This is a genomic window from Arthrobacter sp. W4I7 (genome assembly GCF_030816215.1).
GTDB lineage: Bacteria > Actinomycetota > Actinomycetes > Actinomycetales > Micrococcaceae > Arthrobacter > Arthrobacter siccitolerans_A.
The window spans coordinates 1,969,852-1,991,922 of sequence record NZ_JAUSXU010000001.1 but is presented as its reverse complement, the minus strand read 5'-3'; the positions used below and the strand labels follow the sequence as shown (position 1 = coordinate 1,991,922).

Below are 22,071 nucleotides of genomic sequence, written 5' to 3'. Positions count from 1 at the left end.
AGTTTGCCTACCCATGCCCAGCGCGAAATCATCGCCCGAGTCCCGCCCCAGCCCCGTGCTCTACCGCAACGGATCCGTCTACACGGCAGCAGACCCCTTTGCCACCGCAATGCTGGTGGACGGGGACACTGTGGCTTGGGTGGGGTCCGAACAGGCCGCTTCATCCATCGCCGACAGTTCCATGGAGATCATCGACCTCCGCGGCGCCCTGGTTGCGCCCGGCTTCGTCGACTCCCACGCCCATCTGACTGAAACCGGCCTGGCCCTGGATTCCCTGGCGATGGAGCGCGTTTCGTCGGCCAGGGAGCTCCTGGACGCTGTGGCCGCAGCCCCCGGCGACGGCCCGATCCTCGGTCATGGCTGGGACGAAACCACCTGGGCTGACGCGGCCCTTCCCAGTGCGGAGGAACTGGAACGGGCTTCCGGCGGCCGGCCTGTCTATCTGTCCCGGATTGATGTGCATTCCGCGCTGGTTTCACCGTCGCTGGCAGGCACTGCCGCTCTTCGCGGCCTTGAGGGTTACGACGGCGGCGCTCGGGTCAATCGGGCCGCTCACGCAGCTGCCCGGCAGGCAACGCGCAGGCTCCCCGATGAGGTGCTCCGCCGCCACCAGCAGCGTGCGCTGGCCGAGGCAGCGTCCCACGGCTATGTGGCACTGGTGGAGATGGGCGCTCCGCACATCGGTGGGGCCGAGGACCTCCGCGTGGCGCGAACCTGGAATGACGGCGCCGGGGAGGGCATCCCCACGCCCGAAGTACTGCCGTACTGGGGCGAGCTGGCATCATCCGAAGAACACGCCCGCAGCATCCTTGGCCAGCTGGGCCCCGGTGTCCGCGGCCTCGCGGGAGACCTCAACATCGATGGCTCCATCGGGTCGCGGACGGCAGCCCTGAGGTCCGGCTACAGCGACGCCCCGAATGAAACCGGCAGCCTGTACCTGAGCGTGGAGGAGGCCGCAGCCCATCTGGCCGCCTGCTCGCTGGCCGGCATCCAGGGCGGCTTCCACATTATTGGCGATGCCGGGCTGGACGCGGCCCTCCAGGCTTTGGAGCTTGCGGCTGCCGACGTGGGGGAGCAGCGGGTCAGGGCTGCCGGCCACCGCTTTGAACATGTGGAAATGGTGGATGCCGCGGCGGTGGAAACCCTTGCCCGCTACTCCGTCACCGTCAGTGCCCAGCCTGCTTTTGATGCTGCCTGGGGTGGTGCCGGCGGGCTCTACGAAAAGCGGTTGGGGGAGCGGAGCAAAGCCATGAACCCCTTCGCGAGCCTGTACTCGGCAGGAGTTCCTGTCTGCTTTGGCAGTGACAGCCCTGTGACGCCCTTGCGGCCCTGGTCCAGTGTCCGGGCGTGCCTGGAGCACCACAATGAAGCCGAACGGATCTCGGCACGGGCGGCGTTCCTGGGACACACCCGGGCAGGATGGCGGGCAGCCCGGTACCCCAACCCCATGGCGGGGCAGCTGGTGCCCGGGGCCCCTGCCAGCTTCGCTGTCTGGGAGGTCGAGGAACTGATGGTGCAGGTGGCGGACGGACGGGTCCAGTCCTGGAGCACCGATCCGAGGGCCCGCACGCCCCTGCTGCCCGCGCTGGACACCGGCGCGGACCCGGTATGCCTGCAGACCGTGCGGGACGGCCTGGAGCTGTTTGCGGCGCCTGCCCTGCGTTCCTGACCCCCTTATCCGGCGCCCTATAATGGGTAGCTGCGCCCGCTGGCCGTTTTGGCCTGCGTGTGCATCGACTGCTCCCACCAGGAAGGCTCTCTGTGCGCGTCCTTACGATCATCCCTACCTACAACGAGCTGGAATCGCTGCCGATCACGCTGCAGCGGCTCCGCGCAGCAGTGCCAGCCTCGGACGTGCTGGTAGTGGATGACAACAGCCCCGACGGCACGGGCAAGCTCGCTGACGGAATCGCCGCCGAGGACTCCCAGGTCCACGTCCTGCACCGCAAGGGCAAGGAAGGCTTGGGCGCCGCCTATATTGCCGGCTTCAAGTGGGGCCTGGACGCCGGATACGACGTGCTGGTGGAGATGGACGCCGACGGTTCGCACCAGCCTGAACAGCTTCCCCAGCTCCTCGAGGCCATTGACCAGGGCGCCGACCTTGCCATGGGTTCACGCTGGGTCCCCGGCGGCAGCGTGGCGAACTGGCCGCTGTACCGGCAGGCCATTTCACGGGTGGGCAGCACCTATGCCCGGCTGATGCTGGGCCTGAAGATCAAGGACGTCACCGGCGGCTACCGTGCCTTCCGCAGGACCACCCTGGAGAAGCTGAACCTGGACCAGGTGGACTCCGTGGGCTACGGCTTCCAGGTGGACCTCGCCTGGCGGGTGTCCCGGATGGGGCTGCGGATCGAGGAACGCCCCATCACCTTCGTGGAGCGCGAACTCGGCGCCTCAAAAATGAGCGGCAACATTGTGGTGGAGGCTATGGTCAACGTCACGAAATGGGGCCTGCAGGCGCGCTGGAACACCCTCACCCGCAAAAAGGCGCCAGCCCGGCAGTAGTTTCTTCAGTACTTAAACAGATGGGCCGTCCCGCACGCTGTGCGGGACGGCCCATTGTTTTATTCAGGCTGTATTACGCGGAGCGGCGTTCTCCGCGGCGTTCACGCAGGATGGTGAGGCGGTCCTCGAGGATCTGCTCCAGTTCCGGCAGGGAGCGGCGTTCCAGCAGCATGTCCCAGTGGGTGCGGACTGCTTTATCGTTGCTGGTGTCCGGGCGTTCGCCGTCAACCAGGAGCGCTTCTTTGCCGGTCTTGGAAACCCATACCGGAGGAATCTCCGCTTCGGAGGAGAAGGTGACAAAGACCTGCTCGCCGTCTTCGCACCGGTACTCGACGCGCTGGCGCGGAGCCGGCTCGACTCCGGACTCGGTCTCCATGCTCTGCGCGCCAAGGCGCATGCCCCGCAGGCTGCGATCGCTCATGATTTCTCCCTCTGGTCGGTTCGCGGTGTAGAACCCGCGTTAGCCGGCGGCGCAAGCGTCTCCGGACTACTCTGTGCACTGTGCTGCATCTTTAGATTCAACGCATTGCGAAGCTTGGTTGTTCCAGCGGATCTACTCCTGCCAGACAAATACCCAATTATACGCGCGGCATGCCATGTCAGCCAAAATGGAAGGGATCCGCAGCAGCTGCGGATCCCTTCGGTAGCTTGGCCGGGCCCCGGCGTCAGGGCTCGGAAGGCTTGGCGCCCACCTCATCGAACAGCCCCGCAACGCCGGTCCCGGTGGTGGTTCCGCCCAGGGCACTGCCGATGCCCTTGAGGGCTTCGCCGACTTCGCTGGGGATAATCCACAGCTTGTTGGAGGAGCCTTCCGCGAGCTTGGGAAGTGTCTGCAGGTATTGGTACGCCAGCAGTTTCTGGTCCGGGTTGCCCTTGTGGATGGCGTCAAAGACCTTCTGGATGGCCTGCGCCTCACCGTCTGCACGGAGGATGGCGGCCTTGGCGTCGCCTTCCGCCGCCAGGATGGACGCCTGCCGCTGGCCCTCAGCGGTCAGGATGGCGGACTGCTTGGTGCCTTCGGCGGTCAGGATGGCGGCACGTCGGTCCCGCTCCGCCCGCATCTGCTTCTCCATGGAGTCCTGGATGGAGTGCGGCGGGTCGATGGCCTTGAGCTCCACGCGTGAAACGCGGATACCCCAGCGGCCGGTTGCCTCATCCAGCACACCGCGCAGCTGGCCGTTGATCTGGTCGCGGGAGGTGAGCGCCTCTTCCAGGTTCAGGCCGCCCACGACGTTGCGCAGGGTGGTGGTGGTCAGCTGCTCCACCGCCTGGATGTAGTTGGCGATTTCATAGGTGGCGGCCCGTGGATCCGTGACCTGGAAGTAGACCACGGTGTCGATGGAGACCACCAGGTTGTCTTCGGTGATAACCGGCTGCGGAGGGAAGGACACCACCTGTTCGCGGAGGTCCAGCAGCGGCAGGAGCCGGTCCACAAACGGAATCAGGATGGTAAGTCCCGGGTTGAGCGTCCGCTGGTACTTGCCCAGCCGTTCCACGACGCCGGCGCGCGCTTGCGGAATGATCCGCACCGAACGGACCAAAACGATAATCACAAACACGATCAGGACTACCAGTACTATCGCCAATGCAGTTCCTCCGGCGTTATCCATACATCTCCTTGTTCCCCAATTGATCAGGCTGTATCAGGACTGGCCCGCCACTTCGGGCGGGGCGGACACCACTGCCGTTGCCCCGTCGATCGCGGAAACCACAACTCTTTGTCCGGCCGGAAGGACGCCGCCGGCAGAACGGGCAGTCCAGATGTCACCGCCGATTTTGACCAGGCCGCCGTCGGAGGACACGGGCTCCATCACCAGGGCCTGTTCACCGATCAGCCGGTCCACGTTGGTGCGCTGGTCCGACGGGCCCTTCTTCAGGTGGGCGAGGGCCACGGGCCGGACGAAGGCGATCATCAGCAGTGACACCACGCAGAAGACCACGATCTGAAGCCAGAAGTCTGCGCCCGCGAAGTCGGCCACCAGTGCGGCCAGGGTTCCCCCGCCGAGCATGATAAAAAAGAGGTCAAGCGTGATCATCTCGATCACTGCAAACGCCAGGAAAGCCGTGAGCCACAGTGCCCACCAGTTTTCCCCGAGCCATTCGAACAAGTTCTCCCCCTTTGCTACGGGGAGCCGCGGAAGCGCCCGCCAGTAACTGTTCTTCAATCTTAGTGCGGCCCACTCAACTGTGGGTTGCCTCACATGGGCAGCCACCGGATAGTGGCCAACTCGTTACGTACCGGCGCGTTTCCGGGGCCGGAAGACCATGATCTGGAACTTCGCTTCCGTCATGAGCGGTGCGGGCAGCACCTCAAGCCGGGCAGAAACGGCGTCGCGGTCCAGGTGGTGTCCAGCCGGTCCCATAAACGCCAGGGCGGCTGCCTCCAGGCGGGTCAGCCTCAAGGGGATGTCGACGACGACGGTCGTTTCGGCGTCGAAATACCCGCCCATTGCTTCCGCGAGCCGCGCTTCCTTGCCCTCTTCGATGCCCAGCATGCCCGTTACCGCGGCAAGGGAGGCTAAATGTCCGCTCCGAGGCGTGACCACCACCAGCCGCCCGGACGGCCGGAGCACACGGGCGAACTCCGGGACGTTGCGCGGGGCGAAGATGACGGTGACGGCATCCACTGAGTCGTCCGCAAGGGGTAAGGGCTGCCAGATGTCACAGACCAGGTTCAGGGCCTCGGGATTAAGCCGCGCGGCACGGCGGAGCGCGAATTTTGAGATGTCCAGGCCAAGGGCAGCGACCTTCCGGCCCTGGGTTGCCGCAGCATCGAGCAGAACCCGCAGGTAGTGGCCGGTTCCGGTGCCAGAGTCCAGCACGGCCGCGCGGTCTTCCGGCAGGAAGGGTACGACGGCGTCTGCCACCGCGTCCGCAAGGGACCGGTAATGGCCGTCCCCCAGAAAGTCGGAGCGGGCCTGGACCATGGCGGACGAGTCGGCCTCGAAGGCCGTCCCCTTACCCACGAGCAGGTTGAAATACCCCTGCCGGGCTGCATCAAAGCTATGGCCCGAGGGGCAGGCCAGGCGGCTCTGGCCCGAATCCGTTTCCAGAAGGTCCAGCGGATTCGAGCACACCGGGCACAGCAGCGGAAGGTCAGTGGAGGAGGGCATGGGAACCATCCTAGGGGTGACCTTGCCCGGCCTTCCTTAGTGGGTGTCAGGCAGGGCAAGGTCACGTGCGGCTGATGCCCGCCGGGCCGGCGTCGAACCCCAGCCCCTGCTGGGCCTTCCCGATGCCTGCTTCCGCCCAGTGCGCCGCATATTCGGCGTTGCTACTCAGTGACCGCAGCTGGGCCTTGTCCACGTAAAGCACACCGTTAAGGTGGTCCGTCTCATGCTGGACAATGCGGGCCTGCCAGCCGGAGAACTCCCGTTGCGCGGCCACTCCGTCCGGCGTTTGGAAGTCGAGGCGGACTTCTTCGTGGCGGGCCACCACTGCCTGCAGGCCATTGAGGGAGAGACAGCCCTCATAGAACGAATCAAGCCTGGAGCCAAGCGGCGTATAGCGGGGGTTCACAATCGCGAGGAATTCCAGGGGGATGCGGTTCCGCAGGGCGGCAGCCTCGGGGTCGACGTCGAACTGATCCTCAAGGACCGCCAGCTGCAGCGGTATCCCGAGTTGGGGTGCTGCGAGGCCCACGCCGGGCGCCTCGTGCATCACGTCGCGCATGAGGTTGATCAGCCGGGTCAGCAGCTCTCCGGACAGCTGGCCGTCAAACGCTGCCGCCCGCTGGCGGAGGGCAGGGTGGCCCGCCTGCACGATGGGCGGAAGGGTCCCCGCGGCGAGGATCCGCTCCACGGTTTCACGGATTTCTGCGGCAGTGAGGTCGGTCGCGGGCGTGCTCTGGCTCATGAGCAAAGCCTAGCGGCCGGCCGGGGCCCGGACGCTCGGCTAGTGTCGATGTCATGCCTGCCCCTTCCATGCCGCCCGACCCGGCCGTTGGCACCTCAGCAAAAGACACTCCACCACAGAGGAGCTCCGGACAGGATGCCTCGCCACTGGATTGTGTCCTGGGGTTCATCCGCGTACTCGAAGCGGGCGGGGGAGCGGCTGAAATCCGGCCTTTCCTTGCTGAATCATTTGTCCTGGTAGAAGCCCCGCACCTCCTGGCTCCGGAGGGCTCCATCCGAACACTGCCCGAAGTCCTGGCCGGAGCGGACCACAGTTCAGAGGTGGTGGCGGAGCAGAAGTTTGCCGTCCGGCGGACCACCTGTGAGGGCGGCCGGGTGGCTGTCGAAGCCGACTGGTCCGCGACGGTGCTGATGGACCTCCGGTACTGGGATCAGGGCGAAGTAATCCGGGCCCGGACGTCGTCGGTGTTTGAAGTGCGTGAAGGGTTAATCGTCAGCCAGGACAGTTACGACTGCTACTACCGCTAGGTGCTAAGACGGGCACTAGTTCGTTGCATCCTGAGGAGCCTATTGCATGGTGAAGCGGCGGGCGACCCAGCGGTTGACGGCCGGCGTGCCTGCCGCCGCACTGATGCCAAGGTTCCGCAGTGCCAGCAGGGGCCCCGGCAGCGGGCGGCCCAGCATCATGTTGATTTCGGACTGCCGCCTGGCCAAAATCGCTGCCTGCCGCCGGCTGGCGTCGAACCCCGTAAAGTGCCGGTCCGTCCAGTCCTTACCGCTGCCCGCCAGCGCGGACCGGATGACGGGGGAGAGGGCCTGGGCGTCCAGCCAGCCGAGGTTCATGCCCTGGCCACCGATTGGGCTGATCTCGTGGGCTGCATCCCCGATCAGGACAACCCGGCCGGCTGCCATCCGGGTAGTGAGGGCTGATTGAACGCTGAAAGCGCTCACCATGGTGCCGGTGCGCGCGTCGGGAAGGATTCCTGTCCGGTCCCGGACCAGTTCTGCCAGCTGGGCCGGTCCGGCGTTGCGGGCGGGCCGGCCCAGCCGCACCACCCACCGACGTATACCGCCCGGCAGGGGGAATGACTCAACAATTCCGCCTGGCTCAAGGAACAGGACGGCCTTTTCGCCATAAGGCCCCGGGTCCTGGAAGTCGCCCATAAGGTAATGGTCTGGGTAGTTCCTGGTGCGCACCTGTACGCCCAGAAGGTCGCGCACCCGGGACCGCGCGCCGTCGGCCGCGACCACGAGGGACGCGGCGAACTCCGCCTCCTGCCGCTCGTCCACGCCGCCGGTCTGCGCAACGACGGTGACCCGTCCGCCGTCGTCTGTAACTTGAGTGGCCCGCACGCCGCGGACCACGGCATCGCGGTCGAGTTGGCAGACGCGCTCCTCCAGGAGCTGCTCGGTGCGGAACTGGGGCAGCGCAAGCACGAATGGGAAAGCCTCGGAGACACGGCCAAAGGACATAGTGCCTACGGTCTTCCCGCCGCTGACCGCCATCCCGTCCCGGATCCGGACCCCGTCCTTGACCGCGGTATCGGCAATCCGAACCTTCCGCAAGGCCTCAAGGGCGGGTGGATGGATGCCGATGGCGCGGCTGTGCAGGTTCCTCGTTTGCCGCTGTTCCAGCAGCCGGACGCTCACGCCGTCCTGGAGCAGTAAAGCTGCGAGGTACAAGCCCACCGGCCCCCCGCCAATGATCAGGACGTCCGTTGCCACGTCAGTTCCTGCGCAAGGCCAGGAGCTGGTGGAAGGCCGCGGCGGGCTCCACCGTCCAGGCCGGCGGCGCGAGAGCCGTCAGTTCTGCCGGGGTGTAGCTCCTGCGGATGGACGTCAATCCGTCCACGCGGATGTAGGAATGACGGAACGGCAGGGCGGCAGCAAAGAAGAGTCCGTAGGCGGCGGGGCTGCGCCGAAGGTCGTTGTGGAGGACCTTGCGGCCGGCCAGGGCGGCTGAATCAGAAAGGAGCTGCTGGAGTTCGCCGGCCGAAAGATGGTGGAGCACGTGGTTTGAGATGACGAAGTCGAAGCTGCGTCCTTCCCGGACCAGGTCCGCGCTGTGGGCCTGGCGGAATTCAACGCCGGGCACGGGCGGACGTCCACGGGCGTAGGCGGCGGCGCGGACGTCGGGGTCTATGCCCGTGACCTGCAGTGGCAGCCCATCACGGCGGGCCCAGGCGGCGAGCTGGTACGCCAGGTCTCCGCCGCCGGAGCCGATGTCCAGCAGCGTGGCAGGAGCGGTGTTTTTCGCCAGGGTTGGACGAAGCTCGCGGACGTACAGCTTCCGCCAGCCGGACAGCAGGCGGTTGACCAGGCCAAACTGGCGGTAGGTATTGTCCAGGAGCCGGGCATCGCAGTCTGGCCGGTCCATCAGTTCCACAGCGTCGACCGCCCGCTGCCGCATGAGGAGGTCCACGACGTTCAGGACACCGGCACTTCCGCTGCCACATGCCCGGACACGTGGCTTCGCCGGGCCCCTGCCGGTGCCTGCCGCAGCTTGGTGAAAAGTCCTGTCTCGACAGTGAGTCCGGGCCCGAAAGCCATGGAGCAGATCCGTTCGTCGCCGTCCTCAGGAGACTGTTCCAGGATGTGCTTGAGCACAAAAAGCACCGTCGAGCTGCTCATGTTGCCGTAATTGCGCAGCGTCTCGCGCGCCGGGACCAGCTGCTCATCCGTCAGGCCCAGCCGGGACTGGACTTTGTCCAGGATGCTGCGGCCGCCCGGGTGGATGGCCCAGTGGCGGATGGAGGCGTAGGGGAGTGCCGCCAGTTCCGGGTCCTTCGCCAGGAGGGGCTGCAGGGCGCCCACGATGTGGTCATCGATGATGTGCGGGACATAATTTCCGAGCACCATTTCGAACCCGTGGTCGCCAATATTCCAGGCCATGGAGTCCTCGCCAACCGGCGTGAGGACCGTCTCGAAGTGGTCCAGCCGGAGCAGGGACTGCGTCTCTGCACCGCTCCGGGCTGTGACGACCGCGGCCGCGGCACCATCGGCAAACAGGGCCGAACCCATAATCGTGTCCGGGTCGTTGGAGGTGCGGACGTGCAGGGAGCACAGCTCGGCGCACACCACCAGCACAACGGCGTTCGGGTCCGCGTCGCAGAACAATTTCGCTGCCCGCAGCGCAGGAAACGCCGCATAGCAGCCCATGAATCCGAGGTGGTAGCGCTGGACGGCCGGATCCAGGCCGAGCTCCCGGACGATCTTGTAGTCCGGGCCGGGGTTGAAGAATCCCGTGCACGAGACCGTGATGAGATGAGTTATGTCAAGTAAATCGAGTTCTGGGGCGGCCGCGACAGCAGCACGGGCGGCTTCGACAAAGAGCTTGGTGGCCTCCCGGCCGAAAATGTCGTTGCGGACCTTGGTGCTGGGATTCAGCAGCAGGCCCGTCTCGGGGTCGTAGAACTGCGGATTGTCGGAGCGGAAATCGTTGGTGAGTTCCTCAACGGCGGTGAAACGGGTGTCGATGGCGGCGGAGTCAAAGCAGGTGCTGACCAGCCGCGAACCAAGCCTGGTCAAACCTGGTTGGGCTGCAAACACGTCACGGGCTTCTGTCTGGATCAGCATCGTTTTCGGGACAGCAGTTTCAAGTGATCGCACATAGACCGTCATTGACTCATTCTTAACGAGCAGCCCGGATAAGACAATGCTGACCTGCGGATTTGTCGGTGGCAGCCTGCCTTTGCGCCGGCCCCGGAATCACCCGGGCCGGACCGCCGGCGGAGCCCCTTCCCGGCTCCTGGCTAAAGAGCCGATAATCTACATTATGTAAAGCTGCTGTTCTCAGACCCCTTCACAACCCCTACCGCAACGGGCCGGGCGTCTACCGCCGGTTGCCCCTTAGAAATCGACGAAGCTCCAGTCAACCAGAGGTTGACCGGAGCTTCGCTCGCGTGATGCCCACTCAAACCTTGCGGTCCGCTCGGAGATCCGGTTTGAGGACAAGCGCGGGTCGCAGCGAACGTCCGCTTTAGCCTTCGCACTCGATGCAGTACGAGTGGCCATTGCTCTCGCGCGCCAGCTGCGACCGGTGCCTGACCAGGAAACAGGAATAGCAGGTAAACTCGTCCGCTGCCTGCGGAATGACCTGGACGATGAGCTCTTCGGAGACAATCTCTCCCCCGGGGGTCAATCCGTCGTCGAGGGCATCGGCTTCATCCAGTTCGGTGACGACGCTGCGCGCATCCGGGGCGTTCGCAGACTGCAATGCCTCCAGAGAACGGTCCTGAGATTCCTTGACGTCGGAACGAACTTCGTCGTAATCGGTTGCCACTTGGCTGATTCTCATTTCTGACGTTTTTGCCTGATGTTCTTTTTCTGACGAGATTGAAACGTACATTGATGCACCATTGTTCCCGGCTGAGGTCAACTGAACCGGAATGCCCGGACTTCACACTCCCTACGCTGGGACATCGCCGTGCCGCACCGGCCTGACCCGGCTCGTCCCCGCCGGAGGCGGCTTCCCCGCCCGCCTAGTGCCGCTTCCCGACGCTGGCGCCCACCATTGCGCCGACACCCAGCCCCAAGGCGAAACCGATGAAAGGGCTGTCAAAGACAGCCAGCCCCAGGGTGAAGCCGAGGGCGGCACCCACCAGGCAGCAGATCCACAGCGGTTTGTTCATCGGGACTGATGCTACCTGCCGGCCGTCCGCCGCAGCGCCAGGAAACGTCAGCCGTCGTAGGCCTTCTGCAGCTCCGCAATGTCCAGCTTCCGCATTCCCAGCATCGCCTGCATGGCCCGCTGGGAACCCAGAGGATCGGGCCCGGCAATAAGTGAGTTGAGCACCGACGGAACGATCTGCCAGGACACACCGAAACGGTCCTTAAGCCAGCCGCACTGGCTTTCGCCGCCGCCGTCGGTCAAAGCCGTCCAGTAGCGGTCCACCGCGTCCTGGTCCTCGCAGCCGACCACAAAGGAAACTGCTTCGGTGAAACCGGCACCCCGGGCACCGTTCAGCGCGGTGAAGGCCCGGCCTTCCAGCTCGAATTCGACGGCGATGGCCTGCCCTTCGGGACCGGGCACCCCTTCGAAACGAGAGACGTTCAGGATCCTGGAGTCGTCGAAAACCGACGTGTAGAACTCGGCGGCCTGTTCCGCCTCGTTCTCGAACCAGAGGCACGTTCCGATGGTGCGTGGCATAGGTTGCTCCCTTCCGGCTTGAGCCTAGTGGCGGTACCCAAAGGGCACAATGGTCTTACGCGCGGTCCCGGTTCTGCGGTGCCGGCAGTATGGGCAGCTGGCTGACAAGCCCTACTGTGTTGCCCTCGCTGTCCCGGATAAAGGCCATCCATTCGTCCGTCCCTGCGGGCGCCAACAGCCCATCGGTGTGGCTGAAGATGACATGGGGTTCTGCCACCACCTCGACTCCCCTGCCTTTGAGCTCTTCCACCGACTCCCTCACATCGGGAACTTCGAGATAGAGAAGCGCCGTCGGTGCTCCCCGCTCCAGCAGCAGCCGCAGGCCATCAAGATCGAAGAACAACAGACCAGGAGGGTCAAACACGGCCGTGGGCTGGACGGCAAGCAGTTGGGAATAGAACGCCGCGGCCCGCTCGAGGTCGCTGGCGCGCTGAGCTACCTGAATCAACCGCATGGACCCTGCCTTCCGGACACTCCCGAGCTATCCATCCTGCGCGTCCGCGGTGGCGCCCACAAGGGGGTAGGGCTGTCGCCGGCAGGGAGCGCTCCGGTGGGGCAACGGGCGCGGCCGCGAATTGCTAGGCTCGAAATCATGACCCCTCCGATTCAGCAGCCCCTGCAGATCCATTCCAGACCGCGGATTGCAGCCGCCGCCATCACGGACGCCGTGCTGATCCTGGTGTTCGCTGGAGTGGGGCGGGACGCGCATCAACGGGGCGATGTGGTGGCCGGCGTGTTCCTGACCGCATGGCCGTTCCTGGCTGGGGCGGCCCTTGGCTGGGTGGCCTCCAGGGCCTGGCGGCACCCGCTGTCAGTGCGGCGGACCGGCCTGGCGGTCTGGCTCGGGGCCCTGGCCGGCGGTATGGTTCTCCGGCTGCTCACGAACCAAACGGTGGTGCTGCCATTCATTATTGTTGCCCTGCTCAGCCTGGGGCTGCTGCTGCTGGGCTGGCGGCTGGCGTGGGCAGGAGTCCGGCGGCTCCGGAAGACCTGACGGGGCGCGAACGTCCCGCCGGCTCCAGGCCCGGATGTAATAGGCTGGCAGCACCGAGAAGCTTGCCGGGCCCTGCTACGGCGCAACAGATCCGAAAGGATTAAACGTGATCACCGCATTCGTTCTGATCAAAACCGACGCTGCCCGCATTCCCGAAACCGCCGAGGAGATTTCAGCGATCGAGGGCATCAGCGAGGTCTACTCAGTGACGGGCGAATGGGATCTGATCGCGGTGGCACGCGTACGGCGGCACGAAGACCTTGCCGACGTCATCGCAGACCGGCTCTCCAAGGTGCCGGCAGTGGTCCACACCACAACGCATATCGCGTTCCGCGCCTACTCCCAGCATGATCTGGACGCAGCGTTCGCCCTCGGTTTCGAGCAGTAGGCACAGAAAGCGGTCAGGGACGGGTCAGCGACACCCATTTCTCCAGGACCGCAGCCGCGGCGCCGGACCCGATGGATTCAGCTGCCCGCGCATAGGCAACCCGCATCCGCTCCACCAGCGGACCCTCCGCGACCGCGTCGAAGGCCACCAGGCCGGCAGCCGCGTTAAGGAGGACGGCGTCCCGCGCGGGGCCTTCCTTGCCGGCGAGGACCTCGCGGACCACAGCAGCGTTCGCCTGGGCGTCCCCGCCGCGCAGCTGCTCCACCGTAGCCAGCTTGATGCCGAGGTCCGCCGGGGAGAACGACTGCTCCACTACGGTGCCGTTACGGATCTCCCACACAGTTGACGGACCCGTGGTGGTGAGCTCGTCCAACCCGTCATTCCCGCGGAACACCAGGCCGCGGCTCCCCCGCCGGGCAAGGACACCCGCCACCAGCGGCGCCATCCGCGCGTTGGCGACGCCGACTGCCGAAGCCTGCACCCTCGCAGGATTGGTCAGCGGGCCCAGGAAGTTGAAGGCAGTCGGTATGGCCAGTTCCTTCCGAGGGACTGCCGTATGCCGGAAGGACGGATGGAACACCTGCGCGAAGCAGAACGTGATGCCCGCCTCTTCGGCGTTGCGTGCCACCTGCTCGATGGTCAGGTCCAGCCGGACGCCCAGCGCCTCCAGCACATCCGCTGAGCCGGACGACGACGACGCCGCGCGGTTGCCGTGCTTCACCACCTTCGCACCGGCCCCGGCAGCGACCAGGGCTGCCATGGTGGAGATGTTCACGGTGTTAAGTTGGTCACCACCTGTACCAACGATGTCCAGCTTCTCGCCGGAGATAGAGACGGGATTGGCGTGCGCAAGCATGGCATCCACCAGGCCGGACAGCTCATCGACAGTTTCGCCCTTGGCGCTGAGGGCAACCAGGAAACCTGCGATCTGGGCCGGCGTCGCTTCCCCGGACATGATGGTGTCCATGGCCCACGCGGTGCTGTCCGCCGTCAGGTCCTTGCCGTTGATCAGTGCCGAAATCAGCCGCGGCCAGGTGTTGCCTGCCGGTGCTGCAGATGCCTGTGAAGTCACCTGCTGATGCTACCGAGGGAAGGCAGGGACTGACCAATATGAACGGGCCGGGGAACTTTTCCGGCTGATTTCGCGTCTTTGTAGAAAAAGTCCCCCGAAAAGCCGGTTTGCGTTGGGCAGCACGGAGTTTTACCGACATAATGTCTATGTGACATCTGCGACCCATGCCCCCAGTACCCCGGCGCACCCCACGCTGAACCGCCCCAATATGGTTTCCGTTGGAACCGTAGTGTGGCTCTCCAGCGAGTTGATGTTCTTCGCCGGTCTCTTTGCCATGTACTTCACGCTGCGCTCCACCAGCGGCGAGATGTGGGCGGAAGAGACGGCCAAGCTCAACTTCCCCTTTGCGCTCGTTAACACGATCGTCCTCGTGGCCAGTTCCTTTACTTGCCAGATGGGCGTCTTCGCCGCCGAGCGGCTCCAGCCGCGCAAAACTGGCGGGGCTTTCCAGTTCGCCCGCTGGGGAATGAACGAATGGTTCACCCTCACGTTCCTGATGGGTGCGTTCTTCGTCGCCGGCCAGGCCACTGAATACGCGATGCTGGTTTCCGAGCACGTCTCGCTCTCCTCCAACGCCTACGGTTCGGCCTTCTACATGACCACCGGGTTCCACGGCATGCACGTGATCGGCGGGCTGGTTGCCTTCCTCCTGATCATGGGCCGCTCATTTGCCGCGAAGAAGTTCGGGCACTTCGAAGCAACATCCGCGATCGTCACCTCGTACTACTGGCACTTTGTGGATGTCGTCTGGATCGGCCTCTTCCTGGTCATCTACGTCCTCAAGTAGCCAGCTTTGATTCTTTTTCTACAAGAGGCAGAATTTCAGGTAGCGGCTCCCGGAGCCCGCCCAGGATCGAATAAAGGAACCACCACGTGAAGGCACTCTCGCAAAAGCGGCGACACCCACTGGCAGCAATTGCCCTGCTACTGATGGGTCTCCTCATCACTGGCGGGCTGTACGCCGTGGCCACCACCGTCAACGAGGCCAAGGCTTCCACCACCACGTTCAGCACAAGTGACGCCGAGGAAGGCGGAAAGCTCTTCGCCGCCAACTGCGCCACCTGCCACGGCATGGGCGCCAGCGGTTCCAAGGATGGTCCGTCCCTGGTGGGCGTCGGCGCTGCTGCTGTTGACTTCCAGGTTGGAACCGGCCGCATGCCGATGCAGATGAATGGCCCCCAGGCGCTGGAAAAGCCTGTTCAGTTCAACGATGAACAGACCCACCAGCTTGCAGCCTATGTTGCTTCCCTGGGCGCCGGCCCGGCAATCCCTGAAGAAGGCCTGCTCGACGAAAAGGGAGACGCTGCTGCCGGCGGCGAGCTTTTCCGCACCAACTGCGCCATGTGCCACAACGCTGCCGCTGCCGGCGGCGCCCTGACCCGCGGCAAGTTTGCACCGGCGCTGAAGGATACGTCCGGCAAGCACATCTACGAAGCCATGGTTACCGGCCCGCAGAACATGCCCGTGTTCAACGACTCCAACATCACGCCCGAAGGCAAGCGCGACATCATCACCTTCCTGAAGCAGATCGAAACCTCCGGCTCCCCCGGCGGCGCCGAACTGGGTTCGCTCGGCCCCGTGGCGGAAGGACTCTTCGTCTGGATTGCCGGCCTCGGCGTCATCATCGCCTTCACCATCTGGCTGACTTCGCGGACGTCCTAAGCCTGCGCTAATTACGGCAATGCACTTCTGCTGATCCGTCAGCAGCTTGATATTAGAAACTAACCCGGCACCCGCCGGGACGAGAGAAGGATGAGGCGAATTATGGGCAACCATAGTGACGGCAGTCCGAACCACTCGGGCACCGTAGCTACGGCTGGTCAGAATGAGGTGGAGAAGTTCCAGGATCCTGGAATTCCTCCGCACCGTTTGCGCCTGGCTGACACGGACCCGAAGGCCGCAAAGCGGGCAGAACGGCAGGTCGCCTTACTATTTGGCATCTCTGTTGTTGGAACCCTGATCTTCCTGGTGGCGTACTTCGCCATTGACCTGGGAGGCGAAGACTCAACCATTGGTTCCATCCGGCTCCAGAATATGCTGCTGGGCATAGGCACGGCCTTCGCGATGCTCGGCATCGGTACAGGCATCGTGCACTGGGCCAAGGCCCTTATGCCGGACCATGAAGTCTCCGAAGAGCGCCACGCGATCCGCTACGAAGAGGACCGCCAGGCGGCTGTCCGGATCGTTGACGACATCGTCGAAGAGACGGGCATCAAGCGCCGCCCGCTGATCCGGAACACCCTGCTGGGTGCTGTTGCGTTGGCGCCGCTGCCTGCGGTTGCCATCTTCGGCGACCTCGGCCCGCGTCCGGACGACAAACTCTCCCACACCATGTGGGCACCCCAGGACGGCAAGCTCAAGCGCCTCGCCCGGGACCCTGACGGAACCCCCATCAAGGCTTCCGACGTCACCATCGGTTCTGCCTTCCACGTCATTCCGGAAGGCCTGAACGAACTCCACGAGGGCAAGCTCAACGAAAAGGCCAAGGCTGTTGTGCTGCTCATGCGCCTGGATCCCGCCTCCCTGAACCCTTCCGAGGGCCGCGAGGAGTGGGGTTACAACGGCATCGTTGCATACTCCAAGATCTGCACCCACGTCGGTTGCCCCGTTGCTCTTTACGAGCAGCAGACGCACCACCTGCTGTGCCCGTGCCACCAGTCCACCTTTGACCTCACGCAGGAGTGCAAGGTGATCTTCGGCCCCGCCAGCCGTCCCCTCCCCCAGCTGCCCATCGCAGTTGATGATGAGGGCTACCTCGTCGCTACCAGCGACTTCCATGAACCCGTAGGACCAAGTTACTGGGAGCGTGATGTGCATGAGCGCAGCATCAACAGCTGAGCCCACCTTCGTCGCCAAAACCAAGACAGGCCGGTTCACCGACTTTGTCGATTCACGTGTTGGCGGTTCCGGAATCCTCCGCGAATTCGGCCGCAAGGTCTTCCCCGACCACTGGTCATTCATGTTCGGCGAAGTGGCACTGTACTCCTTTGTCATCCTGCTGCTTTCCGGCACCTTCCTGACGTTCTTCTTCGATCCGTCCATGGCGGAGACGCATTACGACGGTTCTTACGTGCCCCTCAAGGGCGTCGAGATGTCAGTTGCCTACAGCTCATCCCTGGACATCTCGTTCGATATCCGCGGCGGCCTGTTCATGCGCCAGGTACACCACTGGGCGGCCCTGCTGTTCGTGGCGTCCATCGCAGTCCACATGCTGCGCGTTTTCTTCACCGGCGCATTCCGCAGGCCGCGTGAAATGAACTGGGTTGTTGGCAGCGTACTGCTGATCCTCGCCATGGCAGCCGGATTCACCGGCTACTCCCTGCCTGATGACCTGCTGTCCGGCAACGGCCTGCGCATCATTGACGGCGTGATCAAGTCGATCCCGGTGCTCGGCACGTACATCTCGTTCTTCCTCTTTGGTGGGGAGTTCCCGGGCACGGCCATCATCAGCCGCCTGTACATGCTGCACATCCTGCTGGTACCGGCACTGATCCTGCTCATGATCGTCCTGCACCTCTTTATGGTGGTTGTGCACAAGCACACCCAGTACCCCGGCCCGGGACGCAATGACAACAACGTTGTCGGCTACCCGCTGGGCCCGGTCTACGCCGCCAAGGCCGGTGGATTCTTCTTCATCGTCTTCGGCGTTCTGGCCCTCATGGCCGGTTTCTTCACGATCAACCCGATCTGGAACTACGGGCCGTACGACCCCTCCCCCGTCTCAGCCGGTACCCAGCCTGACTGGTACATCGGATTTGTCGACGGCGCGCTCCGCCTGATGCCGGGCACCCTCGGCAACTGGCACGTGGAGCAGGTGTGGTTCGGCCACGTGTTCACGTTCAACGTCCTGCTCCCCGCCCTGGTGCCTGCCGGAATCCTTTTCACGGTGATGTTCGCCTACCCGTGGATCGAGCGCTGGATCACCAAGGACGACCGTGAACACCACGTTCTGGACCGTCCCCGCAACGCCCCCACACGGACAGCCATTGGTATGGCCGGCTTCGTCTGGTACTGCGTGATGTGGGCAGCTGCCGGATCGGACCTCATCGCCACCCACTTCGGAGTGTCGCTCAACGACGTCACCTACTGGCTGCGGGCCCTGTTCTTCATCGGACCGGTCATCGCATTCATTGTGACCAAGCGCGTTGCCCTTGCACTCCAGCGCAAGGACCGCGAGATCGCCCTGCACGGCCGCGAGACCGGACGCATCGTCCGCCTCCCGCACGGCGAATTCATCGAAGTGCACGCACCGCTGGACGAGTACAAGCGCTACAAGCTGGTGGGCTTTGAATCGCCTCAGGTCCTCCCCGCCGTACCCAACGAACACGGTGTGGTGACCAGCAAGGAGAAGCGTCGTGCGTTCCTGTCCCGCTGGTTCTTCGAGGACCGCGTTGCGCCGGCAACCCCGGCTGAGCTGGAAGCCGCGCACGGCCACGGCCATGCGGCAGTTGAAGCACCCGAGGAAGCCAGGAGCCTGAGCCACTAGGCACAGTTGGTTTCCCCACAGAGAAGGCCCGGTCCATAAGGACCGGGCCTTCTCTGTGTTCGGCTGCCAACTGTGCATTTGCGGCTGTGCCCGAGGCACGGCGCCTGCGCGGGAAGTGCAAGTCGGCGAGCTGCGTTCAGTGGGTGCGGGAGCGGCGTGCGCCGGGCCGCTGCAACGGCACCCACAGCTTGTACCGGTCGGCACGGTAGTAGGACACGGAATAGTCCACCATGGTCCGCGACACGAAGGCGTGGCGCTGGATCTTCAGCAACGGTGCGCCTACTTCGACGTTCAGCAGCCGCGCTGTGGAGGGTGAGGCAGCAGTAGCTTCGATCATGTCCTCCCCCCACTCCATCACCAGGCCGTATTGTTCATTGAGTACGTTGTACAGCGAGGTGGGAGGCTCGCCATCCAGCAGGCCCGGAACCCGATGGGCCGGGATGAAGTTCTCGTCCACACTCATGGGCTCACCATCCGCCAGCAGCAGGCGCCGGAACCGGACCAGCGGTGTCCCCTCGTCCAGCTGGAGCTCGCGGGCAAGGAAGGCACTGGCACCAATCTGTTCGAAACTCAGGACCTTCGCGGCGGGGACCATCCCGCGGCGCTGCATCTCCTCGCTGTACGAGGTCAGCTTGACCTGCAGGTCCAGTTTCGGCCTGCGTACAAAGGTCCCAAGCCCTACTACCCGCTCAATCACCTCTTCGCCCACCAAGGCATCGATCGCCTGCCGCACCGTCATCCTGGCGAGGCCGAACCGTTCCGCCAGGTCGCGTTCCGAGGGCAGCGCCGATCCTGGCCGGCAGGACTCGACGATGTAGGTTCGAAGGATTTCCCGCAGCTGGACATAGATGGCCGTCCCGCTGGACCGGTCGATTTCCCCAGCGATGGCTGCAGCGCTACCGGCCACGGAACACCGGGCTTTGGATTGAGTTCACCTAGCCATTTTAGGGCAGGTCTAGACCACTGCGCGCCACAGTACCGGAGCATTTCGTTGACCAGCGGGAAGTGCCGATATATTGGACAGGAAAAATTCGATATCCGACGGATGGGGCCGTCATACAGAAGGAGTCCCGTTGCCAACTCAGAAGGCCGTGGTCACAGCCTCGATCGGACTGCATGCGCGTCCAGCTGCCGTATTTGTCCGGGCAGTTACTGAGACCGGGCTTCCCGTGACCATCACGAAGGCGGGCATCAGGGGCGTCGATGCCCGCTCGCTGCTGCAGGTGATGACTGCTGACTTCCATCATGGTTGCGAAGTGGAACTGAGGGTCGCGGATTCGGCCCTGGAAGGGCCGCTGGGCCGCGAAAAAGCGCAGGAAAGCCTCCGAACGCTCGGCAGGTTGCTGGAGTCGCAGGGCGCCGGGTAGCGGCGCTGGCGCCGAACTGAACCGCAGCGGCGGAGGCCATCCCTGCCAGACTTGCCAAAGGATGCAACAACGACGGCGGGCCTCACCTTTTCAGGTGAGGCCCGCCGTCGTTGTTTATTGCTTTATGCCTAGTGGGCGTGGTCTCCGCGGCTGTATTCGTAGACCCAGCCTACGAGTGCCACAACGGCCAGGCCTGCTGCGATAAAGACAATCCAGAAGCCTACCGCCAGACCAAGGAATCCTGTTGCACAGGAGATGCCCAAAACCAGCGGCCACCAGCTCCAGGGGCTGAAGTGGCCCTGTTCGCCGGCACCCTCGTGGATCTCAGCGTCGCTGCGGTCCTCCGGACGCATGCCAACACGCTTGCCGGTGAAGCCAAGGTATCCGCCGATCATGCCGGCGAGGCCACCGACCAGGAGGATGCCCAGGATACCGACCCACTCACCCCAGCCGGTGAGGAACCCGTACACCAACGAGACCGGTACAAAGAAGAAGACTCCGGAACCAAAGATCCAAGATTCGATTTTCACTGTGCAGTGTCCTTCTGGTCGGCGTTACCGAGCACCTGGGCCGCGGGAGCCGGTGATTCGACAGTTTGGAACTGTCGAAGCTCGGGGTGGTGGAGGTCAAGGGCGGGACGCTCCGAACGGATCCGGGGCAGCGAGGTGAAGTTGTGCCGTGGCGGCGGGCAGGACGTGGCCCACTCCAGGGAGGCGCCGAAGCCCCAGGGATCATCCACCTGGACCCTCTCGGCACTGCGCCAGGTGATGTAGACGTTCCAGAAGAACGGGATCAGCGATGCGCCGAGGACAAACGAAGCCACGGTGGAGAACTGGTTCATCCAGGTGAAGTTGTCCTCCACCAGGTAGTCCGCGTAGCGGCGGGGCATACCTTCAACACCCAGCCAGTGCTGGATCAGGAAGGTGCCGTGGAAGCCCAGGAACAGCATCCAGAAATGGATCTTGCCCAGGCGCTCGTTCAGCATCTTGCCGGTCCACTTGGGCCACCAGAAGTAGAAGCCGGCGAACATGGCGAACACCACGGTGCCGAACACCACGTAGTGGAAGTGTGCCACCACGAAGTAGGAGTCGGAGACGTGGAAGTCCAGCGGCGGAGAGGCCAGGATGATGCCGGTGAGGCCACCGAAGAGGAACGTGATCAGGAAGCCGATGCTCCAGAGCATCGGGGTTTCGAAGGTCAGTGAACCGCGCCACATGGTGCCGATCCAGTTGAAGAACTTCACGCCGGTGGGAACCGCGATGAGCATGGTCATGAACGAGAAGAACGGCAGCAGCACGGCCCCGGTGACGTACATGTGGTGTGCCCACACCGTCACGGAGAGGGCAGCGATGGCAATCGTGGCGTACACGAGGCCCTTGTAGCCGAAGATCGGCTTGCGGCTGAAGACCGGGAAAATCTCCGAAACGATGCCGAAGAACGGCAGCGCGATGATGTACACCTCGGGGTGGCCGAAGAACCAGAACAGGTGCTGCCACAGGACGGCACCGCCGTTTTCGGGGTCGAAGATGTGCGCACCGAAGCGACGGTCAGCACCCAGTGCGAACAGGGCGGCGGCCAGCGGCGGGAACGCCATGAGCACCAGGATGGCGGTGACCAGGGTGTTCCAGGTGAAGATGGGCATCCGCCACATGGTCATGCCCGGGGCACGCATGCAGATGATGGTGGTGATGAAGTTGACGGCGCCGAGGATGGTTCCGAAACCGGACAGGGCCAGGCCGAACACCCACAGGTCACCACCAATGCCGGGGCTGAAGGTGGTGTTGGACAGCGGCGCGTAGGCGAACCAGCCGAAGGAGGCGGCACCCTGCGGGGTGATGAAGCCGGATACCGCAATGGTGGAGCCGAAGAGGAAGAACCAGAAAGCCAGCGCGTTCAAACGCGGGAAGGCGACGTCGGGTGCACCGATCTGTAGCGGCATGATGACGTTTGCGAAACCTGCGAAGAGCGGGGTGGCAAACATCAGCAGCATCACGGTGCCGTGCATGGTGAACAACTGGTTGTACTGCTCTTTGGTCTGCAGGATCTGCATGCCGGGTTCGAACAGCTCGGCGCGGATGAGCAGCGCCATGACGCCGCCGAAGCAGAAGAACACAAATGAGGCGATCAGGTACATGTACCCGATGGTCTTGTGGTCGGTGGAGGTGATCCAGTTGACGACGATGCGCCCCTTGGATTTAGGAACCACGGGAGCGGTGAGGGCTCCGGCGGGTGCGGATTGAGTGTACGTAGCCACGT

At 64.1% G+C, this 22,071-nt stretch carries 26 protein-coding genes; 10 read left to right on the top strand and 16 right to left on the bottom strand.

Annotated elements, in window-relative coordinates; genetic code table 11:
* Positions 1 to 13: 13 nt before the first annotated feature.
* Both QF047_RS09195 and QF047_RS09190 read left to right on the top strand, forming a co-directional pair.
* Positions 14 to 1,669: an amidohydrolase gene (locus QF047_RS09195; protein WP_307275891.1), complete on the top strand. Its 1,656-nt coding sequence runs from the start codon at positions 14 to 16 to the stop codon at positions 1,667 to 1,669.
* Positions 1,670 to 1,761: 92 nt separating this feature from the next.
* On the top strand, positions 1,762 to 2,505 hold the full coding sequence (locus tag QF047_RS09190) for a polyprenol monophosphomannose synthase (protein ID WP_307275887.1): 744 nt from the start codon (positions 1,762 to 1,764) through the stop codon (positions 2,503 to 2,505).
* A gap of 73 nt (positions 2,506 to 2,578) precedes the next feature.
* On the opposite strand, the gene QF047_RS09185 is transcribed toward QF047_RS09190, so the two are convergent.
* The 5 genes from QF047_RS09185 to QF047_RS09165 all read right to left on the bottom strand — a co-directional run bounded on the left by QF047_RS09185 (position 2,579) and on the right by QF047_RS09165 (position 6,360).
* On the bottom strand, positions 2,579 to 2,926 hold the full coding sequence (locus QF047_RS09185) for an RNA polymerase-binding protein RbpA (protein WP_013600997.1): 348 nt from the start codon (positions 2,924 to 2,926) through the stop codon (positions 2,579 to 2,581).
* 244 nt (positions 2,927 to 3,170) lie between these two features.
* Positions 3,171 to 4,115 carry an SPFH domain-containing protein gene (locus tag QF047_RS09180; protein ID WP_306633537.1) on the bottom strand — a complete coding sequence of 315 codons (945 nt, stop codon included), beginning with the start codon at positions 4,113 to 4,115 and terminating at the stop codon, positions 3,171 to 3,173.
* Positions 4,116 to 4,148: 33 nt separating this feature from the next.
* The gene (locus QF047_RS09175; RefSeq protein WP_307275883.1) at positions 4,149 to 4,613 is read right to left on the bottom strand and encodes an NfeD family protein; all 465 of its coding nucleotides are present in this window, start codon (positions 4,611 to 4,613) and stop codon (positions 4,149 to 4,151) included.
* 123 nt (positions 4,614 to 4,736) lie between these two features.
* Positions 4,737 to 5,618, bottom strand: coding sequence for a putative RNA methyltransferase (locus QF047_RS09170; RefSeq protein WP_307275881.1), 882 nt, complete (start codon positions 5,616 to 5,618; stop codon positions 4,737 to 4,739).
* A 61-nt stretch (positions 5,619 to 5,679) separates the two neighbouring features.
* Complete coding sequence (locus QF047_RS09165) at positions 5,680 to 6,360, bottom strand: peptide deformylase (RefSeq protein WP_307275878.1); 681 nt, start codon at positions 6,358 to 6,360, stop codon at positions 5,680 to 5,682.
* A 53-nt stretch (positions 6,361 to 6,413) separates the two neighbouring features.
* Between QF047_RS09165 and QF047_RS09160 the strand changes: the two genes are divergently transcribed.
* Positions 6,414 to 6,887 carry a nuclear transport factor 2 family protein gene (locus QF047_RS09160; protein ID WP_307275875.1) on the top strand — a complete coding sequence of 158 codons (474 nt, stop codon included), beginning with the start codon at positions 6,414 to 6,416 and terminating at the stop codon, positions 6,885 to 6,887.
* Between the two features lie 39 nt (positions 6,888 to 6,926).
* On the opposite strand, the gene QF047_RS09155 is transcribed toward QF047_RS09160, so the two are convergent.
* From QF047_RS09155 to QF047_RS09125, 7 genes are all read right to left on the bottom strand, one after another.
* Positions 6,927 to 8,084: an NAD(P)/FAD-dependent oxidoreductase gene (locus QF047_RS09155; protein ID WP_307275872.1), complete on the bottom strand. Its 1,158-nt coding sequence runs from the start codon at positions 8,082 to 8,084 to the stop codon at positions 6,927 to 6,929.
* A 1-nt stretch (position 8,085) separates the two neighbouring features.
* On the bottom strand, positions 8,086 to 8,769 hold the full coding sequence (locus QF047_RS09150; RefSeq protein WP_307281869.1) for a class I SAM-dependent methyltransferase: 684 nt from the start codon (positions 8,767 to 8,769) through the stop codon (positions 8,086 to 8,088).
* Positions 8,770 to 8,786: 17 nt separating this feature from the next.
* The gene (locus QF047_RS09145) at positions 8,787 to 9,980 is read right to left on the bottom strand and encodes a type III polyketide synthase (RefSeq protein WP_307275870.1); all 1,194 of its coding nucleotides are present in this window, start codon (positions 9,978 to 9,980) and stop codon (positions 8,787 to 8,789) included.
* Between the two features lie 358 nt (positions 9,981 to 10,338).
* Positions 10,339 to 10,641, bottom strand: coding sequence for a DUF4193 domain-containing protein (locus QF047_RS09140; protein WP_307281867.1), 303 nt, complete (start codon positions 10,639 to 10,641; stop codon positions 10,339 to 10,341).
* A 199-nt stretch (positions 10,642 to 10,840) separates the two neighbouring features.
* Positions 10,841 to 10,990 carry a hypothetical protein gene (locus QF047_RS09135; RefSeq protein ID WP_307275867.1) on the bottom strand — a complete coding sequence of 50 codons (150 nt, stop codon included), beginning with the start codon at positions 10,988 to 10,990 and terminating at the stop codon, positions 10,841 to 10,843.
* A 47-nt stretch (positions 10,991 to 11,037) separates the two neighbouring features.
* Positions 11,038 to 11,508, bottom strand: a complete 471-nt coding sequence (locus QF047_RS09130) for a VOC family protein (protein ID WP_306633552.1) — start codon at positions 11,506 to 11,508, stop codon at positions 11,038 to 11,040.
* Positions 11,509 to 11,563: 55 nt separating this feature from the next.
* Positions 11,564 to 11,962, bottom strand: a complete 399-nt coding sequence (locus QF047_RS09125; RefSeq protein ID WP_307275862.1) for a VOC family protein — start codon at positions 11,960 to 11,962, stop codon at positions 11,564 to 11,566.
* Positions 11,963 to 12,100: 138 nt separating this feature from the next.
* Here QF047_RS09125 and QF047_RS09120 point away from each other — a divergent pair, with 138 nt between their 5' ends.
* Positions 12,101 to 12,502: a DUF3054 domain-containing protein gene (locus QF047_RS09120; RefSeq protein WP_307275859.1), complete on the top strand. Its 402-nt coding sequence runs from the start codon at positions 12,101 to 12,103 to the stop codon at positions 12,500 to 12,502.
* A gap of 106 nt (positions 12,503 to 12,608) precedes the next feature.
* Positions 12,609 to 12,890 carry an Lrp/AsnC family transcriptional regulator gene (locus QF047_RS09115; protein ID WP_306633556.1) on the top strand — a complete coding sequence of 94 codons (282 nt, stop codon included), beginning with the start codon at positions 12,609 to 12,611 and terminating at the stop codon, positions 12,888 to 12,890.
* Positions 12,891 to 12,903: 13 nt separating this feature from the next.
* On the opposite strand, the gene trpD is transcribed toward QF047_RS09115, so the two are convergent.
* Positions 12,904 to 13,962 (bottom strand): anthranilate phosphoribosyltransferase, encoded by a 1,059-nt coding sequence (trpD, locus tag QF047_RS09110; protein ID WP_307275855.1) that lies wholly within the window; start codon positions 13,960 to 13,962, stop codon positions 12,904 to 12,906.
* 112 nt (positions 13,963 to 14,074) lie between these two features.
* Here trpD and QF047_RS09105 point away from each other — a divergent pair, with 112 nt between their 5' ends.
* The 4 genes from QF047_RS09105 to QF047_RS09090 all read left to right on the top strand — a co-directional run bounded on the left by QF047_RS09105 (position 14,075) and on the right by QF047_RS09090 (position 18,448).
* The gene (locus tag QF047_RS09105) at positions 14,075 to 14,749 is read left to right on the top strand and encodes a heme-copper oxidase subunit III (protein ID WP_306633558.1); all 675 of its coding nucleotides are present in this window, start codon (positions 14,075 to 14,077) and stop codon (positions 14,747 to 14,749) included.
* An 86-nt stretch (positions 14,750 to 14,835) separates the two neighbouring features.
* Entirely contained in the window at positions 14,836 to 15,624 is a 789-nt protein-coding gene (locus QF047_RS09100; RefSeq protein WP_306633560.1) for a cytochrome c, read from the top strand.
* A gap of 102 nt (positions 15,625 to 15,726) precedes the next feature.
* A complete protein-coding gene (locus QF047_RS09095) occupies positions 15,727 to 16,800 on the top strand; it encodes a ubiquinol-cytochrome c reductase iron-sulfur subunit (protein ID WP_306633562.1) in 1,074 nt (357 codons plus the stop codon).
* Positions 16,778 to 18,448 (top strand): ubiquinol-cytochrome c reductase cytochrome b subunit, encoded by a 1,671-nt coding sequence (locus QF047_RS09090; RefSeq protein WP_306633564.1) that lies wholly within the window; start codon positions 16,778 to 16,780, stop codon positions 18,446 to 18,448. The genes QF047_RS09095 and QF047_RS09090 overlap by 23 nt, the downstream gene beginning before the upstream one ends.
* Positions 18,449 to 18,584: 136 nt before the next feature.
* Here QF047_RS09090 and QF047_RS09085 read toward each other — a convergent pair whose 3' ends face one another.
* Positions 18,585 to 19,355: a GntR family transcriptional regulator gene (locus QF047_RS09085; RefSeq protein ID WP_307275848.1), complete on the bottom strand. Its 771-nt coding sequence runs from the start codon at positions 19,353 to 19,355 to the stop codon at positions 18,585 to 18,587.
* 166 nt (positions 19,356 to 19,521) lie between these two features.
* Here QF047_RS09085 and QF047_RS09080 point away from each other — a divergent pair, with 166 nt between their 5' ends.
* Positions 19,522 to 19,815: an HPr family phosphocarrier protein gene (locus QF047_RS09080; protein ID WP_306633567.1), complete on the top strand. Its 294-nt coding sequence runs from the start codon at positions 19,522 to 19,524 to the stop codon at positions 19,813 to 19,815.
* Positions 19,816 to 19,943: 128 nt separating this feature from the next.
* Here the strand turns inward: QF047_RS09080 and QF047_RS09075 are convergent, their stop codons facing one another.
* Both QF047_RS09075 and ctaD read right to left on the bottom strand, forming a co-directional pair.
* Positions 19,944 to 20,345, bottom strand: coding sequence for a cytochrome c oxidase subunit 4 (locus QF047_RS09075; protein WP_306633569.1), 402 nt, complete (start codon positions 20,343 to 20,345; stop codon positions 19,944 to 19,946).
* Positions 20,342 to 22,069: a cytochrome c oxidase subunit I gene (gene ctaD / locus QF047_RS09070; RefSeq protein ID WP_306633571.1), complete on the bottom strand. Its 1,728-nt coding sequence runs from the start codon at positions 22,067 to 22,069 to the stop codon at positions 20,342 to 20,344. The genes QF047_RS09075 and ctaD overlap by 4 nt, the downstream gene beginning before the upstream one ends.
* Between the last annotated feature and the right edge of the window lie 2 nt (positions 22,070 to 22,071).

Excerpts from the sequence above, each read along its gene's own strand:
- QF047_RS09185 (WP_013600997.1), bottom strand. The coding sequence starts at position 2,926 with ATGAGCGATCGCAGCCTGCGGGGCATGCGCCTTGGCGCGCAGAGCATG.
- QF047_RS09130 (WP_306633552.1), bottom strand. The coding sequence starts at position 11,508 with ATGCCACGCACCATCGGAACGTGCCTCTGGTTCGAGAACGAGGCGGAA.
- QF047_RS09125 (WP_307275862.1), bottom strand. The coding sequence starts at position 11,962 with ATGCGGTTGATTCAGGTAGCTCAGCGCGCCAGCGACCTCGAGCGGGCC.
- QF047_RS09180 (WP_306633537.1), bottom strand. The coding sequence starts at position 4,115 with ATGGATAACGCCGGAGGAACTGCATTGGCGATAGTACTGGTAGTCCTG.
- QF047_RS09195 (WP_307275891.1), top strand. The coding sequence starts at position 14 with ATGCCCAGCGCGAAATCATCGCCCGAGTCCCGCCCCAGCCCCGTGCTC.
- QF047_RS09160 (WP_307275875.1), top strand. The coding sequence starts at position 6,414 with ATGCCTGCCCCTTCCATGCCGCCCGACCCGGCCGTTGGCACCTCAGCA.
- QF047_RS09170 (WP_307275881.1), bottom strand. The coding sequence starts at position 5,618 with ATGCCCTCCTCCACTGACCTTCCGCTGCTGTGCCCGGTGTGCTCGAAT.
- QF047_RS09165 (WP_307275878.1), bottom strand. The coding sequence starts at position 6,360 with ATGAGCCAGAGCACGCCCGCGACCGACCTCACTGCCGCAGAAATCCGT.
- QF047_RS09095 (WP_306633562.1), top strand. The coding sequence starts at position 15,727 with ATGGGCAACCATAGTGACGGCAGTCCGAACCACTCGGGCACCGTAGCT.
- QF047_RS09090 (WP_306633564.1), top strand. The coding sequence starts at position 16,778 with ATGAGCGCAGCATCAACAGCTGAGCCCACCTTCGTCGCCAAAACCAAG.
- QF047_RS09120 (WP_307275859.1), top strand. The coding sequence starts at position 12,101 with ATGACCCCTCCGATTCAGCAGCCCCTGCAGATCCATTCCAGACCGCGG.
- QF047_RS09145 (WP_307275870.1), bottom strand. The coding sequence starts at position 9,980 with ATGACGGTCTATGTGCGATCACTTGAAACTGCTGTCCCGAAAACGATG.
- QF047_RS09150 (WP_307281869.1), bottom strand. The coding sequence starts at position 8,769 with ATGCGGCAGCGGGCGGTCGACGCTGTGGAACTGATGGACCGGCCAGAC.
- QF047_RS09135 (WP_307275867.1), bottom strand. The coding sequence starts at position 10,990 with ATGAACAAACCGCTGTGGATCTGCTGCCTGGTGGGTGCCGCCCTCGGC.